A 17920-nucleotide genomic window follows, 5' to 3' on the forward strand; every position below is an offset into this window, starting at 1 on the left:
ACAAGCGCGTGATCGGTATCACAATTACGAAAGAAAACCGGCAAAGCCACGATCAGGGCCCCACTGAAAGCGAGCTCACGAGAAAAGCCCCAGGTGAGTACTCACCCAGGGCCACGGCACGCTAGTTACCGCGTACGGTCTACGGTTCGCAGATTACGACACGCGGATTGCCGCTCCGGCTCTTACCGCTCCGGTTTCACCAAGGGGAACAACACGGTTTCCCGAATCCCCAACCCGGTTAATGCCATCAGCAACCGGTCAATACCCATTCCGGTTCCCGCCGTCGGGGGCATGCCCTGTTCCATCGCCTGGAGGAAGTCCTCGTCCAGGACCATGGCTTCGTCATCGCCACCGGCCGCTAAACGCGCCTGGTCCTCAAAGCGCTGACGCTGGATCACGGGGTCGATCAACTCGGAATAGCCCGTCGCCAACTCAAAACCGCGGACGTACAGATCCCACTTTTCGGTCACACCGGGCTTCGACCGGTGATCGCGCGTCAACGGGGACGTCTCGACCGGGAAGTTGCGGACGAACACCGGCCCATCCAGTTGGTCAGCGCACAGCTCCTCCCAGATTTCCTCGACGAATTTCCCGTGGCCCCATCCGGTGCCCGGTTCCACACCAATCGTCCTCGCGATCGCCTTTAATTCGTCGACGGTCGAATGAATGGTCACCTCGGGCTGGCCGGGGAACTTGCGCTGCAAAGCCTCGTTCAAGCTGTCGTACATGTCGAGCTTCGGCCACTCGCCACCAAAATCGTAGGTGGAACCGTCGGCAAGAGTGACAACCAGCGAGTCCGGGTCCTGCTCCGGGTCCCAGTTGTCGTGAACCAGCTTGTTGACGGCGCGCGCGCAGTGCTGGATCAGGCCCTGCGTCGAGGCAGCGTTGTCGTCATAGGTCGCGTAGGCCTGGTAGGTTTCCAACATGGCGAACTCGGGGCTGTGGGAGGAGTCGATCCCTTCGTTCCGGAAATTCCTGTTAACCTCGAAAACCTTCTCAATACCGCCGACGACGCAGCGCTTCAGGTACAGCTCCGGCGCAATGCGCAGGTAAAGATCCATATCCAAAGCGTTGGAATGCGTCACAAACGGACGCGCGGCCGCGCCACCATGCAGCGTCTGCAACATGGGAGTCTCGACCTCGAGGAAACCCAGGCCCTGGAGGTATTCACGCACGGCACGCACCACGGTCACGCGGGTAATCATCATGCGGCGGGCGTCGTCACGCATAATCAAGTCGGTGTAGCGGTAGCGGATGCGGGTGTCCTCATTCATATCGGCGAAGGACACGGGCAGGGGGCGCAGCGCCTTCGACGCCAGCGTCCACGTCGACGCGAACACCGACAGCTCGCCGCGGCGCGACGAGACCACACGGCCACGAATGGACACGAAGTCGCCCATATCGACGTCGGACTTCCAGCGCTTGAGGGCGTCCTCCCCGACCTCGGCGAGTGACAGCATTGCCTGCAGCTGCGTCCCATCCCCCTCTTGCAGCGTGGCGAAACACAGTTTGCCGGTGTTGCGCATGAAAATCACGCGCCCGGCCACGGCCACCTCAGTGTCCGTTTCATCACCGATACCTAAATAACGACGAACGGTGCCGTCGGCACGTTGTTCGGTGGTCCCCGCTTTGTCCTCATCGACGACGAAGGCGTCGCGAATTTGTTTCAGCGTGTGGGTGCGCTCGACGTCGACTGGGTACGGCGCAGTGCCCTCGGAGAGCAACCGCTCCCTTTTTGCCTTGCGAACTTTAACTTGCTCTGGGACATCCTGGTTTTTCGTCGCTTTACTCACGCGATAAAGAGTAGCTGACCTTGCCTCACAGGCAACCGGTGGGCCGTCCCTAGCGGTAGTAGTGGGCGACGGTGGGCTTAGCGGGCGACGGTGCTGTCGTCGGCTGTGTCGGGGCTGTCGGCGGGAAGCTCCCCCAACATGACGCCGGTGTTATCGATCAACCGCACGCCTCCGACTTTCGCAGCGACGAGCAGACGCCCCTCCCCGTTCTCGGGAGCCGGCCCCAAATCTTTCCCGCGGACGACGGCGTAAAGCACATCAACGCCTTCGCCCTCCATAACCCGCCGCGCTTCCGCCTCGACAGCGTGAGCACCATCTTTCGCTTTGTATAACGCTGCGGTCATCGCGGCCGAGATCGCTGTCGCGGTGACGCGAGCCTCCGGGCCCAGGCGCACGTTACGTGACGAGAGTGCCAGCCCATCGTGTTCCCGCACTATCGGCACCCCATGCACCATGACCTCCATGTTGAGGTCGGTCACCAGCTGCTGGATGATCACCAACTGCTGATAATCCTTCTCCCCCATAATGATGTCCGTGGCGTGGGATAGGTTGAGCAATTTAGAGACCACCGTGGCCACACCAACAAAGTGGCCATCACGGTCCCCCTCGAGCCCCTCGGCGACGGAACCGGGGTGGATCATCGTCCGCGTCCCGTGAGGGTACATGTCCTCAGCCTTGGGCGTGAACGCTAGGGACACACCTTCCTCACGGAAGATATCCAGGTCACGCTGCAGCGTCACGGGGTATTTTTCGAAGTCATCGGGGTTATCGAACTGAGCCGGATTCACGAAAATCGACGACGCCACCACGGCCCCGGGGAGCCTATGCGCTGCGCGGAGGAGAGCACGGTGGCCCGCGTGCAGGGCTCCCATGGTGGGGACAAGAACAATACGCTTCCCTGTTTTACGCAACGCCCTCGTTGTTGCCGCAAATGTCTCAGCGGAATCATGAACACGCAGCTCACCGGCCGCAAACCCGGGATTGGTCAATGTGGACATGGTGGGTTATTACTTCTCGCTATTCTTCTTCAGCTGTTCAAGTAGGGATGCGACGGTGACGTTCTGGCTTGAGTCTCCGTTGTCGGCCCGACGCCGACGGCCGCCCGACGATGAGTCCTGTGGACCTTCATGACGGCCTCGTGGGTCGGAAGTGTTCGACGAGCTTGCCGACGACCCATAACTCTGGCTCCCCGTGAACATGCCTTCATGCGAAGAGTGGCCGCTGGATTGGCTGCCGGATGCAGGTGTGGGCCCTGAGCTGGGTGATTGCGCCCGGAAACCGCCCGTTGTTGGGGCGTGGGTTCGGTCATAGGATGGTGCAGAGGAACGGCCTGAACCGAAAGCAGCGAAGGAACCTGTGTCGGGATCTGTGCTCCGACGAGATCCGCCCGTGGTGCTACTGCTTTGTGCGGTGCTCCGGTTTTGTTTGGAATTAGCGTTCGGGTTAGGCCCACGGTGAGAACCGATATATGGTGTCGATTCCGTTCGAGACGCCTGTGGCTGTGATGATCCGGATGCAGGCTGGGCCGACGATGCTGGCGACGAACCCGCGCCGAATGCAAAGAATTGCGAGTTGTCACGGTCCGCGCCGCGGTACACCGCGCTTCCCTGTGTCGCTGACCGTTGGTTGTTCTGGGCCGCACGGTCAAACTGCTGTTGGGTTGCCTGCCGCGTGGGCTGCTGTTGAGCCTGCTGTTGTTGCTGCGGCCGAGACTGCTGGGTCCGCTGCTGTGAAGGCTGAGATGCCCGCTGCTGCGATGTCCCGTACCCGGTCGACCGCTGAGCCTGCGGGTTCGATTTCTTCTCCACCGAGGGCAACACGGTGGTCTGATCCGCAGAGTATCCAGAGCCTGAACGGCGCGATGGCTGTGCGGTCCACTTCACTGCATTAAATGAACCCGTGCGCAGGGAATTATCACCCTGCTGGGTGGAGGTCGAATCGGCAGCGCGTGATCGAGACGAGGCCTGGTTCGCCCGTCCCGGCTGGTCGGCCGCCGTGTTCCCAGCACCCGATGTCTTCCTTGCACCCTGCGTTTGCCCAGCTCCACCACGGTTCTGCCCACGCTTACCCGATGGCGCGTGTGACGACGCCGGCACAGAGGACGTCCGTGACGTTGACCCGCTCGTGCGCGCTTCCGTCATCGATGATGAATCTTTGCTGTCGCGTTCCAATTCCAGAATGCGCTGTGCCTCGGCTTTGAGGGCCGTGCGCTCGGTGTCCAGATCGGTGCCCATCATGGCGGACAGGTTTTCCCGAAGCACGGTGAGCTCCGCGCGAATATCGGCCAGCGTGTTCTGCTCTTGTTCCTGGAGCGAGTCGTAGTAGTTCTGCTCCAGGATGAGTTCTTGCTCGCGGTGGGTGGCCAGTTCTCGCTCGAGCTCCGTCTGGTGCAGGCGCTCAAGGTTGTCGGTGTCCCGCTGCTGGTTATCCACCTGTTTCCGCAGCCGCGCTACAGCAATGCAACCGACGATGGCGGCCCAGAGGGCGCAGAGAACAGCGATTTTTGTCCATGTTTCGCTGTCCGTAAAGAGCATGAGGATCGTCGCAACAACGGCAAAGACCAGCATGACGACGATGGCCGCGAAGGAAAACTTGCCGCTACCGCCTGTGTTGGCGGGCGGGTAATCGTCGCGATAGTCAGGCGACTGGTCGTCATAGTGTCCCTGGTTGTTGGAGCTGTCGTAACCATCGTGGGATTGCTGTGGGCCGGTCATGAACTCCACACTACATTGCTAGACTGCGTATCTTCATCGTTTGGTGGGGGTGCCCCACAACACCGCTCCAGCCATAAACCTGATGCAGCAACGAGAATGGCGGCAATAAGTCCGACGACCACGGCTGGGGTATCCTCCCGAGCGGCGATCAGCCGGCTGTAATTGATCCAGAGGTAGACGGCGATACCCGCGTACGATCCTGCGCAAATGGACCCAAACCACGCTGTGGACGTTCCCATGACGAAGCATCGGGCGATGGTGAGCGGGTGTATTTGTGACCGGTCTTGCCCGACTTCGTTATCCGCGATGCGCTTTCTGATGATGAACCCCGCGATAGTGCAGATGACCGCGAGGACGATCAGGATGACCGGGAGCGTCAGATTGAACCCCGGGATGGAGCCATAAAAGCGCCAGATCAGCATGAACGCGCCGAAGCCGACGATGAGCGCGGTGGCCACAAGGTAGGTGGGCTTGGTGGAGGTCATTGCGGTTTCACCTCTTCTACCTCGCGGGAATCCAGGCTGTCCAACAGGGCCGCAATGCTCTGTCGCCCTATCCGAGCGTGGGGTTCCACTTCCAACCACGGCTTGAGCACGAAGGCACGTTGGTGCGCCCACGGGTGCGGAAGCGTGAGGTTGTCGGTGTCGTAGTGTTCTTCAGATCCGTTGTTGATACTGGTGATGAGATCAATATCGAGGGTTCTCGGCCCCCAGTGAATATCGCGCGTGCGGTGCGCGTCGCGTTCGAGTTCGTGCGCGTCGTCGAGAATGTCGTGGGGTGTTTTCATAGTTTCGACGACGGCGACGGAGTTCATGAAGTCGTCCTGCTCGACGCCGCCCCAGGCAGGTGTCGCGTACAGCGAGGACGTGGCGATGAGGCGGTAGTCCGCACTAGCCCCAAACCAGTGCATGGCACGTTCTACTCGTTGGCGTGGCGTGATCCCGTCGGCAGTGATGTTGGAGCCGAAGGATAGGACAACGTGGCGGAGGTCTTTTCGGCTTCGACGTGCGACGACGGCGACGTCGGCGAAGGGGTGCGGGATGGGCGCGTCGGGTTTGTGGATGGTGACTTCGACGGCGTGGACGCGGTCGTTGAGGATGAGTGTGTCGGCGATCTCGCTGGCGACGGTTTCGATGAGGTCGCGGCTGGGCCCGCCGACGGTGGTCTGGATGAGGTCGGCAATGTCGGCGTAGCTGATCGTGTGCGTGAGGTCGTCGGTGGCGGCGGCCTGTCGGAAGTCGGTCCACACGGTGACGTCGGTGAGAAAGCGCTGGCCATCGCGTTTTTCGTGCGGGAAGACCCCGTGGTGTCCATATACCTCGACGCCTGTGAGTTCTATTCGGTCAGCCACGTCGTGCTCTCCATCCTTGGGGTACGTCGGGTCCGTGGGCCGTGGCCCAGGCCTGGGCGACTTTGACGGCGTCCACGTTGGGGCGCACGTTGTGTACGCGGACGGCCCATGCCCCGTGGCTGGCGGCCAGTGCGCTGACGGCTGAGGTGGCTGCGTCGGCGTCGGCGGGAGCGGTGGGGATGCCATCGGATCCGGCGATGAGGCTGGTCAGAAAACGTTTTCGGGAAACTCCGATGAGCACAGGGTATCCGAGCTCGGTGAGTTGGTCGAGGCCGTGCAACAGCGACCAGTTGCCGAGCGCCGATTTGGCGAACCCAATTCCGGGGTCGATGATGATTTTTTTCTTGTCGACGCCGTGCTCGCTGGCAAAGGTAGCGCGTTGGCGGAGGAACTCGACGACGCGTCGGACGAACTGCGGGCCGTGGTCGGCTCCTTGGTTGGCTCCGGCTGCGTTGTGGGAGTCGGCGTCGCCGAAGCGGTCGGTTTCCCAGTGCATGAGGCACAGGTAGGCGCCGGTGTCGGCAGCAACGCGGATCATGTCCGGGTCGGCGAGCCCCCCGGATACGTCATTGATGAGTGTCGCCCCTGCTTGGACGGCTTTCTGGGCGACGGCGGCGCGCATGGTGTCGACAGAGAGCATGACGTCGTCATCCGCGAGGGCTTCGACGACGGGGATCACGCGCTGGAGTTCGGTCTGTTCGGTGACGCGAACAGCACCGGGGCGGGTGGATTCGCCGCCGATGTCGATGATGGTGGCTCCGTCGCGGATCATGTCGCGGGCGTGGGTAACGGCGATGTCGGGGCGTGTGAGGTCGGTGGGAAGCCATTGACCACCGTCGGAGAAGGAGTCGTCGGTGATGTTAAGGACACCCATCACGTGTGTGCGCGGTGCATCCATGATGTTTGTTATGGCTCCTTCCGTCTGTTGTGTTGCGTGTGTGCTCCGACGTTGGCGAGGTTAGCCGCGGATGAGGCTGAGTACTTCGGCGCGGCTGGCGGGGTTTGTTTGGAACCCTCCACGAACCGCGGACGTGGTGGTTGTCGCCCCGGGTTTGCGGATGCCACGCATGGCCATGCACAGGTGTTCACATTCGATGACGACGATGACCGCCTGCGGTTGGAGGCGCTTCACCATGGCGTCCGCGACCTGCTTGGTCAGGCGTTCTTGCACTTGTGGTCGTTTGGCGTAGAGGTCAACCAGCCGGGCCAGCTTCGAGAGCCCGGTGACTTTCCCCGATTTCCCCGGGATGTACCCGATGTGGGCTTTCCCGTAGAACGGGACCAGGTGGTGTTCGCAGGTCGAGTACACGGGAATGTCCCGAACGAGCACGAGTTCGCGGTGATCTTCGTTGAAGGTCTTGGTGAGAACTTCCGACGGGTCCTGGTGGAGGCCGGCGAAAATTTCTTCGTAGGCTCGTGCGACGCGCTCGGGTGTGTCGACGAGTCCTTCGCGATCGGGGTCTTCCCCCACGGCGATTAACAGGTCGCGGACGGCTGCCCGCGCCCGTTCATGGTCGACGGCCATTAGTGGTCACCGTCTTCACGGCGGTTGCCCTGCTCGAAGGAACCGTTGTGATCGGACCATTTATCGCCAGACGCATCGTGGTTGTATCCGCTATCGCTCGGCGCATCCGAGTGCTGTCCACTCGCGTTCTGCTCCCCAGTGCTGTGGCGTCCATCGTCCCACGGGTGGTCGGGGCGCTCATTCTCCGGGAATCGGAAACCGTGGAGCCCATTATCAGCGGGTTCACTTGGTTGGCCGACGCCGTAGTTCTGCATCCCTGGGTGCTGGCCTACTTGTCCTGCTGTGGTTTCGCGGTTCTCAGCAGAGTGGCGGGCACCTGCCTGATGAGCACCAGGAGTCTGGGACTCACCTGATTCCGAGTACCGGGGGGCTCGGTCCGACGGTGGCCATCCCGGCGCGGTCCATCCGGCGGGCGGTGGGGTTCCACCGTAGACGGGTGTGCCGTCGTCGTTGGTCGACCCCGGCGTCTGCTGGTTCGTTGGTGTTCCGGCTGGGTAGCTACCGTAATTCGACGATCCATTATTGCGAGGTATGACCGTCGTTTGGCCTTCATATCCAGCGTTGGAGTTGCCATTCGCACCAGTCGTGGCATCGTTCGCCGACCAGCCTCGGACGTCGGAGCCCTGCGCACCAGGCCCCTGCTGCGCCGATCCTTGTTGGCCAGCACCCACTGCGTTATTAGCACCTCCAGCATTTACCGACTGGGCATTTGCCTGGTTGGCAGCAGATTCACGTTCACGCCGTGCCTGACGAGAGGCCTCCAAAAAATCGTGCCGCTTGGGTGGCTCTTCGCCGCGTTCGCGCGCTAATTCCACGGGGGTCTTGACAGGATCCTTGTCATCCTTCGGGTGGAGGACGTCTTCGTTGGTGAAGATTTCCAGCCGCTCGCGCGGTTTCACATTCGTAAAGATCGCTTCGAGGTCAGGGCGTCGCAGAGTTTCTTTCTCCAGCAACTTCTGGGCCAAGAGGTCGAAGGTCTCGCGGTTTTCTTTCAAAATCGCGTAGGCCTCGTCGTGGGCTTTCTCAATGAGGTAGCGCACCTGTTTGTCGATGGTCGCAGCGACATCGTCGGAGTACTCCAACTTTCCGCCACTTCCCCGTCCGGAGAACGGGTCGCCTTGTTCCTCGCCGTATTTAACAGCGCCGAGGTCGGGGCTCATGCCGTATTCGGTCACCATTGCGCGGGCGATCTTCGTGGCCTGCTCGATATCCGCGGAGGCCCCCGTCGTCGGGTTACCGAAAATGAGCTCTTCACCGGACCTGCCGCCCATGGCGAAGACTAACCGCGCGAAAAGCTCTGCTCGGTTGTACATTTCCTTGTCGTCTTCGCTGGCAGTCATGGCGTGGCCACCTGTGCGTCCACGGGCCAGAATGGTCACCTTGTACACGCGTTCGATGTCTTTCATCGCCCATGCAGCAAGCGTGTGCCCACCTTCGTGATAGGCGGTGACTTTCTTCTCGTGCTCGGAGATAATCTTCGAGCTTCGACGCGGTCCACCAACAACACGGTCGGTCGCTTCTTCGAGCGCGTCGGCGGTGATGATGTTGCCGTTCACACGCGCGGTGAGCAGCGCTGCTTCGTTCAGCACATTGGCCAGGTCCGCACCGGACATACCGGCGGTTCGCTTAGCCAACGAGTTGAGGTCTACATCCGGACCCAAGGGCTTGTTCTTAGCGTGAACACGGAGAATCTGCTCACGACCTGCCAAATCAGGGTTAGTCACCGGAATCTGCCGGTCAAAACGCCCCGGGCGAAGCAGCGCGGGGTCCAGAATGTCCGGCCGGTTCGTTGCAGCGATCAGGATGACACCTTGGCGGTCACCAAAGCCATCCATTTCGACCAGCAACTGGTTCAGTGTTTGCTCGCGCTCGTCGTGGCCACCGCCCATTCCCGAGCCACGCTGACGCCCAACGGCGTCGATCTCGTCGATAAAGATAATGCATGGCGAGTTTTCTTTGGCCTGTGTGAACAGGTCACGAACGCGGGATGCACCCACACCGACGAACATTTCAACGAAGTCTGAACCAGAGATGGAATAGAAAGGTACGCCGGCTTCACCTGCGACTGCGCGCGCCAGCAGGGTTTTACCGGTACCGGGAGGTCCGTAGAGCAGAACGCCGCGCGGGATTTTCGCACCGAGCCGTTCATACCGTTCCGGCCCTTGGAGGAAGTCACGGATTTCGGTGAGCTCCTCGACGGCTTCTTCTTCACCGGCGACGTCGCCGAAGTTGGTTTTCGGCATGTCTTTGGTCAGTTCTTTGGCCTTGGATTTACCGAAGCCGAACATGCCGCCCATGCCGGATCCGCCCTGCATGCGGGAGAAGAAGAACATGATCAGCAGGAAGAAGAGGATCATGGGACCGAGGACGGCGAACATCTGGCCCAGCCATGAATCCTGCGTCACCTTGGTTGTGTAGCTCTCAGGATTGGATTTCTGAACCGCATCGAAAACCTGATCCGACGTCCTGGCCGGGTATTTCGCTATGACTTTGTCGACGTCCTTGTGGTCGCCCTCGTCAATTTTCTTCTTCAGGTCTAGCTGGAGCTGTTGCTCCCTGTCGTTAATCTGGGCTTTTTTGACGTTGCTGTCTTTGAGCTGCTTCAGGGCGACGGAGGTATCGACATCTTGATACCCGCGCGTCGAGCTAGAGAACACCGAGAAAGCGAAAATCCCGAGCATGATGATAGCGATGACCGTCGCTATGCGCATGACTTTCTTGCGGTCCATGGAACCTCTCATTGGGAAAAATATGAATACCTGTCGTCGCAGGTACGGTGGCGATTGCTACCAGGGTAGTCGAACCCTAGGACACGTCGGCCAGACGGGCGTTCGCTGTGCGCGAACAGCGCGGATTCGTCCGCCGCTCGCCTGCTCTGGCCTCAACGTCCTCCGGGTGCCGCTTCCTCCGGCGTCGGCATCGTCGTGTTCAGTTGTCCGTGTGTGTTTGTCCTGGGCTACTTCTCGTAGACCTGGGGTTTCAACGTCCCTACCCACGGGATGTCACGATAGCGCTCGGCATAATCCAACCCATATCCGACGACGAACTCGTTGGGGATATCAAAGCCGACGTCGAAGAGATCAATGTCCACTTTGATGGCCTCGGGTTTGCGGAGGAGCGTGACAATGCGCAGCGAGTTGGGCTTCCGGCTCTTCAAGTTCTTGATGAGCCAGTGCAGCGTCAACCCGGAGTCAATGACGTCCTCAATGATGACGACATTGCGCCCGTGGATGTCACGGTCGAGGTCTTTCAGAATGCGCACGACACCCGACGAGCTGGTGGCATTGCCGTAGGACGAGACAGCCATGAACTCTAGCTGCGTCGGGATGCTCATCTGCCGGGAAATGTCGGTGATGAAGTACACCGCGCCTTTGAGCACACACACCAGGATGAGGTCGTCGTCCTCATCGGCGTAGGTTTCGGAGAGGCGATCGGCCATCTCTGCGATGCGGTTATGGAGTTGCTCTTCGGTGATGAGGACGTGGTCAACATCGTCGCCATAGCCGTGTTCGGGGACGGGGACGGGTTGATGGGATTGCATCATTAGCTCTCGATCATGTGGCGTTGTTGTCTGTGTGGTCCGTAAATATATGGTCGCTTATAGGCGCCCGTCTGGCAATTTCCGCTGAACATTAACGGTCACCCGTAGCCTCCGCGGTCAGCTGTAGTTCATCGTGACGACGAACGACGAGCAAGCGCCCTGGCGGGGCGGGCGTGCGCGACCAGGGAATGGCGACTCCCCCCTGCCCATGCCATTGTGTGGCCAGCGCATCGATCGCGGTCACGTGTGCCCTGGTCAGCGGCCCGGCGCGATGATGCAGCCACTGTTTAATAATCCTTCCGCGCAAAGCTTGCGGTTGACGTAGATATGCGGCGATGTCCAGACCGGTGCTATCGGGACTGCCGGAGTTACCTATAGAGGAACCGTGGCGCTCACACTCTTTGAGGGCGTCAGATGCCTGCTGTGCCAGGTAGTCGTCGTCGGTGCGGGTCATGGCCGCGGTGGCAATGGCATTTTCGACGGCGCCCTCCCCCAGGACGGAGCGAATCCGCGGGATGAGCTGCGTGCGGACCCGCGATCGGAGGTTATCCCCGGACGTATTGGTGGGATCGTGCCACGGTGTGATGCCTAGTTCCGCGCACGCTCCGATGGTGTTGTCTCGGCGGGCAGAAAGCAACGGGCGTCCGAGCGCCATGGCTCCGGCGTCGACGACGGGATGGTGGAAGAGAATTGGTGGCATTCCGGCGATGCTTCCCAGTCCGGCACCTCGCGCCAGCCCAAGGAATAAGGATTCTGCCTGGTCATCGCCAGTGTGCGCCACAAGAACGGGAAGACCACCACGAGCGTGCGCTACCTGACCTAAGGCGCGGTAGCGTTCTTCTCGTGCAGCTGCTTCGGTGGCCTCGCGAGGGCTCACTTTTACCACCTGAGAACTCGCACCTAGGGCTTGGCACACGTGCGCGGCTCGCGTTGCTACGTCGGCGGAACCCGCTTGGAGTCCGTGGTCGATAACTACAGCGTGGACTCCCCAGCCTTGCTTGACCGCACAACCCACTAAAGATAAGGAATCAGCACCACCGGAACATCCAATGAGGCATGAAAAACCCATTTCATCGGCCTCAGATTGCTCGGTCGCTGCCAACTGGGAACTCCAGGTTGTGTGCCACGCTTCGAGCGCATGGCGGATGCGCAACACATGGGGCCCGGGTTTGGTTGAGGGTGACGAATAAGACGGCGTGGGTTCGCCGGTGTGGTTCACGCTGTGGTTCGGTTTCATGGCGGTATTCGTCACGGCCGTTTCCTATGACGACATCCTCAGCGCGGACGCAAGATCATCCAAGGCGGAACGGGCAGGCTCAATATCGGAGCCATTGGACATAAACGCGAAGGTCAAGACGCGACCTTGCTGGTTCATCACCGTTCCGACTAGTGCGGAGACTCCGTCCAGGGTTCCTGTTTTCGCCCGAACCCATCCTGCTCCGGGCCCTGATGATGAACCGGGGTTGAACCGGCCGGCCAGGGTCCCGTTACCGCCGGCGACCGGCAGGCCGTCGAGAATGGGGCGGAGATCATGGCTTTGGCTATCTGCCGAGGACGAATCGGAATCGCCTTCGTTGGCTACGGGGGATGAGGCTTTCACCATGATGCGGTCGAGAAGGCGCGGGGTAATGCGGTTATCCGGGCTCATTCCCGAATTGTCTTTGAGGACCACGCTCTCGAGGGGGAAACCGTGCTGGGAGAGGACTTCTTTCGTCGCGGACGTCGCGCCCTCGAAGGTCAAGGGCTTGCCTTCTTTCTTCGCGATTTCTCGGCCGATCGCCTCAGCTTCCATGTTGTCGGAATTCACGAGCATGTCGTGGATCCTGATGTCTAGCGGGGCGGATTCCACAGCGCCGAGTTCGCCATCCTCGGTATCCACAGATTTCTTAGACACGGACACTCCCTGGGAGTTGTCGTCTCCTCCGCCCGAGTTGCCAGACTCATCACCGGCTGCACCAGAGTCGCCAGAATCGCCACCATTGTCAGCGCCGTTACCGTCGTCGGAACCGCTGCTAGAGAGCCCCACGGCATTAGCCAGTGCTTGTCCGGCAGCCAACGCCGGATTGTCCGTTCGCGGAGAATCGGCGTCGCTGGGATCCTGCCGTCCCCCGTTGAGCATAACGGAGTCCACGGAGGTCACATTGCCGCCAGAGATATCCCCGCGGCTCCACGTCGAATTAAAGGTATCGCCCTGGCCGGCACGCGAATTATCGACGACCACGCTCGTCACCGGCTGGCTGCCCATGTTCTTCTTCACTTGGCTCGCCAAGTCCTGGATCGTGGGCGCATTGGTATAAAACGCGTTGTCTTTCGACGCAGCGAGCGTCACGTCACCGCCGCCAACCAGCACGATCTGCCCGGGCTTCGTGCCACGTTTCACCACCGTGCGAACTCGATCCTTCGGGCCAAGAGTTAACAACGCAGCCGCCGTCGTCATCATTTTTGTTGACGACGCCGGAACCATCGCGGTGGACGAATTCTTCTCCCACAATGTCTTCCCGGTGGACGCGTCGGTAACCTGGCCAGCCAACTGGCCCAAAGCACCATTGGATGCCGGCCCCTGGAGGGCTTTCGTAAAGTCGGGAATGGGAGCGTCCGCGTTCGGCCCGGACACGGAGACGCCACTATCAGCGGGCCCCGCCGGGTTGGCGGATGTATATGCGTTGCGCTGCTGGTACATGACCACAGCCCCAACGATCACCGCCGCCACCACGATGATGGTGAGCACGGTGAGGACAGAAGAGACAGCGGAACGTCGAAAAGAGCCAGTACGAACGGCCGTCGACCCACCAGAGTTCTTCTTACCTTTTTTCACGGTGGTGAGTTTAGCGGAGACCCCGGACACAACGCGGAACACTTCACCTTCCGGCCCGATGCGCGGCAGAGGAAAGGTAGGGAAAGGCAGAAATGTGCCAGTTCTCCAGCGTGGCACCCCCGGTTGTGCGGCGGTTCAGTACAGTAGGACCTATGAGTATTGAAGTAACGATCGAAATCCCGAAGGGTTCACGCAACAAGTACGAAGTCGATCACGAAACGGGCAAGGTCTACCTGGATCGGTACCTCTTCACCCCCATGGCTTACCCCGCCGACTACGGCTTTATTGATCACACGCTCGGTGAGGATGGCGATCCGCTCGACGCGCTGGTCATTCTTCCTGAGCCGGTATTCCCCGGCGTGATCGTCGAGGCCCGCCCGGTCGGTGTGTTCAAGATGACCGACGAAGCAGGTGGCGACGACAAGCTGCTCTGCGTCATCGACGATGTCCGCTACGAGCGGTACCAAGACATCAACGACGTTGAGGATCACATTAAGGACGAGGTGGAGCACTTCTTCGTCCACTACAAGGACCTGGAGCCGAACAAGGAAGTCAGTGGCTCTGGCTGGGGCGATAAGGCAGAGGCCGAGCGCATCCTGCAGGAAGCTAAGGATCGCTACGAGGACTAATAGCGTCCTTTCTTTCGCATCGGGGGGCTCCCTGGGGGGTTAGTAAACCGGGGCTTCGTTGGGGCCTTATTAACGTGCAGAGCCAGCGGGGGGATTAATTCGGTTGCCCGTGTCTGGGTCGAAGTAGTGGGTTCGTGTTGCGCAGACAGTGATCACGGACCCGACGGCCACATCGGTAGCCGTGACCTGGCCGTTATTATGAACGACGTCCGACGTGACGTGGTTCCGGCCACTCCCCGCGACACTATCTCGCGGGAGAAGCACGGCGAGGGCGTCCCGACCCGTCATGGGATTGATCTGGACGCCACCTTGGGACCCTCGTGAGCCCGTCGGCGTGCCATAGGCAAATGATTGCGCCCCGAGCTCCTCAATGTGCGTGACAGTGAGGTCGAGCACCGGCGCATCATTCTCCACGCCCACACCCTGCACGTTTTCCTCCCCTGTCGTCGATTCCGCGTTGCCCCCGGATGCCACCGATAGAACCTCCCAGTCCTCCGGGCGCACACCCATAATCGGCCCACCGTCAATGGTGAACAGGCCCATCGTTGGCGATCCAATAAACGACGCTACAAACGTGTTTGCCGGATTCTGATAAACATCGCGAGGCGAGTCAACCTGCTGCAGCACGCCGTCCTTCAGCACGGCCACGCGGTCGCCCATGGTCATCGCTTCAACCTGGTCGTGCGTCACATACACGGTGGTTGTCCGCAGCTTTTTCTGCAAAGACAGGATCTGTGACCGCGTCGAGACTCGAAGTTTCGCATCGAGGTTGGATAGCGGTTCATCCATGCAGAACACCGCGGGGTCCCGGACGATCGCCCGGCCCATCGCGACACGTTGCCGCTGCCCGCCCGACAGCGCTGCAGGTTTGCGGTCCAGCAGATCGGTGAGCTCCAGCATCGCCGCTGCCTCATGGACACGCCGCCGCGTCTCCTTCTTCCCCATCCCACGGTTGCGAAGAGCAAAGCTCATATTCCCCTCAACCGTCATGTTGGGATACAGCGCGTAATTCTGAAACACCATCGCCACGTCGCGCTCGCGCGGGGGCACACCCGTCGCGTCCCTGTCGCCAATAAAAATGGATCCCTCATCAGCAGGTTCCAGGCCCGCGAGCATCCGCAAACTCGTCGACTTGCCGCAGCCGGATGGCCCCACAACAACTAAAAATTCACCATCCGCGATTTCTAAGTTCAGATTATCGACGGCTTTACGGTCGCCATAGATCCGGGAGACATTATTAAAACGTATCGACGCCATTCTTGTGCTCTTTCTTTTGCAGCTACGTTCTATGAACAATTACGTGGTCAACAGGGTGATGACTGAAAGCGGTGCTATGAAAACCCATCACGACGGCAATTTCGGTTTAATTTGCGTCTCATAGGCCCGGCTGATTTCCTTATCGACCTTTTTCATCGTGGACCGTATATCAGCGTTATTCGTGAGGATTGATTCAAAAGCACCCCCAATAACCTGGTCTGCGCCAGGAACAAAGACCCGCGCCGGATCTTGAGTGCGCGTATGCGGGAGCTGATCGATCGCGGTCTGATAATTGGGGTGCTCGTCCAAGAATGCCTTCATTTCCGGATCAGCCGATGCGTCTTTTCGAACCGGCATATACCCCACTTCCCTCGACCAGAAGCATGTATTAGCCGTGTTCGTGATGTAGTTGATAAACGTTGCGGCGTTTTTCTTCCTTTTATCGGAAATGATGGCCGGGATAGCGAGTCCTGCCCCACCGGTCGGGCATCCACCTGTTCCCCGGGGATTAGGCAATGCCGCCGTCCCTACCGGGAATGAGGCGTTAGATACAATCCCGTTCAAATCTCCCGTCGACGCAATCACCGAGGCATATAATCCGGCCGAGAAATCATTGGCCAACGACTGAGAAATCGCAGCGTACCCATCACTCGACACGGTACGTTTGAGCCATTCCACCGCAGCGATTGTTTCGTCGGATGTGAAAGTAAAATCCCACTCTTTCGAGTAAGCACCGCCTTTTGTCCACAAAGGGCCTTCAAAAGTCCATGACAAATAATCGACGGCATTACCCCACCCGTGCCCTTTTTGTCGATCGGTCTGTAAACGCGGACCCCATTCATCCATTTCATCCCACGATTCGGGCCCACGGTCGGGAAGCCCTGCTCTTTTCCACGCGTCCTTGTTGTAAAAGAACAGCGGCGTCGAACGAGCAAAGGGAAGCGCGAAATGCTTACCGTTGAATGCATAGTCCTCATAAAGAGACGTCACATATGTCGACGTATCCAGACCCACTTCGGACGCCACATCTTCAATCGGCGTGATCTGCTCATTCAGTGCAAAGTTGAACCACCACACATCCGAGAGCATGACGATATCGGGAACGGTTCGTCCCGTCAGCGCCGCGTTAAACTTCTGGGCGCATTCTTCGTAATTCTTCCCCGCGTCAATGAGATTGACCGTGAGGTCCGGATGATCCTTTTCAAATCGGCGGATTAATTCTTGTTCCACCGGCTTTGATTGTCCCGGGTGCGACGACCACCACGTGATCGTGTTGTCATCCTGGTGTGCCTGGCCTCCCGGGGAGAATCGTGTTCCCGCGCATCCGCTCAGCGCCGTCGCCGCCAACGCGGTGCCCGCGAGCCCCAAGAAAGAACGACGCGATATGCCCGCGCGCTGTGAATCCGGGCGTTGTCCCCAATCCGAAATGTTCATTAGCCCTTCACTGCCCCCGTCGTTAAGCCTTTAATCATGTATTTCTGTAGGAAAATGAAGAGGAGCAATATCGGGACCATGGTGAGCAGAGTCGCTGCCATCACGGGCCCCCAGTTAGTCACTCCATCGGAGTTTTGGAGTAGTGCCAGGCCGACGGGCAGTGGCGCCACTTTGTCGGTATCTGCCATGACATAGGGCCACAAGTATTGGTTCCATTCGTTGACCACGGTGATCATGGCGAAAGCCACCAATGTGGGGCCTGACACCGGGAGGAGCACTCGGAAGAGCAATTGCATCGGGCCGGCACCATCCATCCGTGCCGCCTCAATGAGCTCTTTTGGCAGGCTCATGAAGTGATTACGCATTAAGAACGTTCCAAAGGCGATTCCGGCGAGCGGGATAATGATGCCTTGGAAAGTGTTTCTCCATCCCAGACCGGCTACCAATGCATAGTTAGAGATCACGGTGATTTCACTGGGAACCATGAGCGCAGAAATGATGATGATAAAAATCAGATTGCGCCCGGGGAATCGGAGGATAGCGAGCGCATACGCACTCAGGACCCCCAGCGTAATTTTTACTGTGCACAGAATGACCGTGATGATGAGCGAGTTTCGTAGGTAATGCCAAAAAGGCACCCGCTGTGTTGCTTCATCATAATTTTGTGGGTGCATCTGATGGGGATACCACGTCACCGGGTTGGTGTAGATCTCTGGATGCGTTTTCAACGATCCGCTGAGAGTCCAATATAAGGGCAGCCCGATAAGCAAAAGAATAAAAATCATTCCGGCGTAGCCCACGGCTTTCTTTCCCATGTCACCTCTTCCTGTCTTGTTATGCCTCTTGTTATGGCCAGATGTA

At 59.6% G+C, this 17920-nt stretch carries 15 protein-coding genes; 1 reads left to right on the forward strand and 14 read right to left on the reverse strand.

What is annotated here, in order from left to right:
- Positions 1-182: 182 nt before the first annotated feature.
- The 11 genes from lysS to dacB all read right to left on the reverse strand — a co-directional run bounded on the left by lysS (position 183) and on the right by dacB (position 13739).
- The gene (gene lysS, locus KCQ76_RS03650) at positions 183-1793 is read right to left on the reverse strand and encodes a lysine--tRNA ligase (RefSeq protein WP_046202694.1); all 1611 of its coding nucleotides are present in this window, start codon (positions 1791-1793) and stop codon (positions 183-185) included.
- Positions 1794-1870: 77 nt separating this feature from the next.
- Complete coding sequence (gene panC / locus KCQ76_RS03655) at positions 1871-2791, reverse strand: pantoate--beta-alanine ligase (RefSeq protein WP_046202695.1); 921 nt, start codon at positions 2789-2791, stop codon at positions 1871-1873.
- A gap of 9 nt (positions 2792-2800) precedes the next feature.
- Entirely contained in the window at positions 2801-4507 is a 1707-nt protein-coding gene (locus KCQ76_RS03660) for a DUF6779 domain-containing protein (RefSeq protein ID WP_052722158.1), read from the reverse strand.
- Positions 4504-4992, reverse strand: a complete 489-nt coding sequence (locus KCQ76_RS03665) for a DUF3180 domain-containing protein (RefSeq protein ID WP_046202696.1) — start codon at positions 4990-4992, stop codon at positions 4504-4506. Before KCQ76_RS03665 ends, KCQ76_RS03660 begins: the two co-directional genes overlap by 4 nt.
- Positions 4989-5858, reverse strand: a complete 870-nt coding sequence (gene folB / locus KCQ76_RS11150) for a dihydroneopterin aldolase (RefSeq protein ID WP_046202697.1) — start codon at positions 5856-5858, stop codon at positions 4989-4991. Before folB ends, KCQ76_RS03665 begins: the two co-directional genes overlap by 4 nt.
- A complete protein-coding gene (gene folP / locus KCQ76_RS03675) occupies positions 5851-6756 on the reverse strand; it encodes a dihydropteroate synthase (protein WP_046202698.1) in 906 nt (301 codons plus the stop codon). Before folP ends, folB begins: the two co-directional genes overlap by 8 nt.
- 60 nt (positions 6757-6816) lie before the next feature.
- Positions 6817-7383, reverse strand: coding sequence for a GTP cyclohydrolase I FolE (gene folE, locus KCQ76_RS03680; protein ID WP_046202699.1), 567 nt, complete (start codon positions 7381-7383; stop codon positions 6817-6819).
- Complete coding sequence (ftsH, locus tag KCQ76_RS03685; protein ID WP_046202700.1) at positions 7383-10112, reverse strand: ATP-dependent zinc metalloprotease FtsH; 2730 nt, start codon at positions 10110-10112, stop codon at positions 7383-7385. Before ftsH ends, folE begins: the two co-directional genes overlap by 1 nt.
- Before the next feature lie 227 nt (positions 10113-10339).
- Positions 10340-10927 carry a hypoxanthine phosphoribosyltransferase gene (gene hpt / locus KCQ76_RS03690; RefSeq protein WP_012732264.1) on the reverse strand — a complete coding sequence of 196 codons (588 nt, stop codon included), beginning with the start codon at positions 10925-10927 and terminating at the stop codon, positions 10340-10342.
- Between the two features lie 88 nt (positions 10928-11015).
- Positions 11016-12176 (reverse strand): tRNA lysidine(34) synthetase TilS, encoded by a 1161-nt coding sequence (tilS, locus tag KCQ76_RS03695; RefSeq protein ID WP_052722156.1) that lies wholly within the window; start codon positions 12174-12176, stop codon positions 11016-11018.
- A gap of 9 nt (positions 12177-12185) precedes the next feature.
- Positions 12186-13739 carry a D-alanyl-D-alanine carboxypeptidase/D-alanyl-D-alanine endopeptidase gene (gene dacB, locus KCQ76_RS03700; RefSeq protein ID WP_231725346.1) on the reverse strand — a complete coding sequence of 518 codons (1554 nt, stop codon included), beginning with the start codon at positions 13737-13739 and terminating at the stop codon, positions 12186-12188.
- A gap of 152 nt (positions 13740-13891) precedes the next feature.
- On the opposite strand from dacB, the gene KCQ76_RS03705 reads away from it, so the two are divergent.
- Positions 13892-14368 (forward strand): inorganic diphosphatase, encoded by a 477-nt coding sequence (locus KCQ76_RS03705; protein ID WP_012732267.1) that lies wholly within the window; start codon positions 13892-13894, stop codon positions 14366-14368.
- Between the two features lie 69 nt (positions 14369-14437).
- On the opposite strand, the gene KCQ76_RS03710 is transcribed toward KCQ76_RS03705, so the two are convergent.
- The 3 genes from KCQ76_RS03710 to KCQ76_RS03720 form a co-directional block, all read right to left on the reverse strand.
- Entirely contained in the window at positions 14438-15625 is a 1188-nt protein-coding gene (locus KCQ76_RS03710) for an ABC transporter ATP-binding protein (protein ID WP_046202701.1), read from the reverse strand.
- Positions 15626-15712: 87 nt separating this feature from the next.
- Positions 15713-17059, reverse strand: coding sequence for an ABC transporter substrate-binding protein (locus KCQ76_RS03715; protein WP_046202702.1), 1347 nt, complete (start codon positions 17057-17059; stop codon positions 15713-15715).
- Positions 17059-17874, reverse strand: coding sequence for a carbohydrate ABC transporter permease (locus KCQ76_RS03720; protein ID WP_046202703.1), 816 nt, complete (start codon positions 17872-17874; stop codon positions 17059-17061). The genes KCQ76_RS03715 and KCQ76_RS03720 overlap by 1 nt, the downstream gene beginning before the upstream one ends.
- Positions 17875-17920 lie beyond the last annotated feature (46 nt).

It is taken from the genome of Corynebacterium parakroppenstedtii (genome assembly GCF_019754935.1).
In the GTDB taxonomy this organism is placed as follows: Bacteria; Actinomycetota; Actinomycetes; order Mycobacteriales; family Mycobacteriaceae; genus Corynebacterium; species Corynebacterium parakroppenstedtii.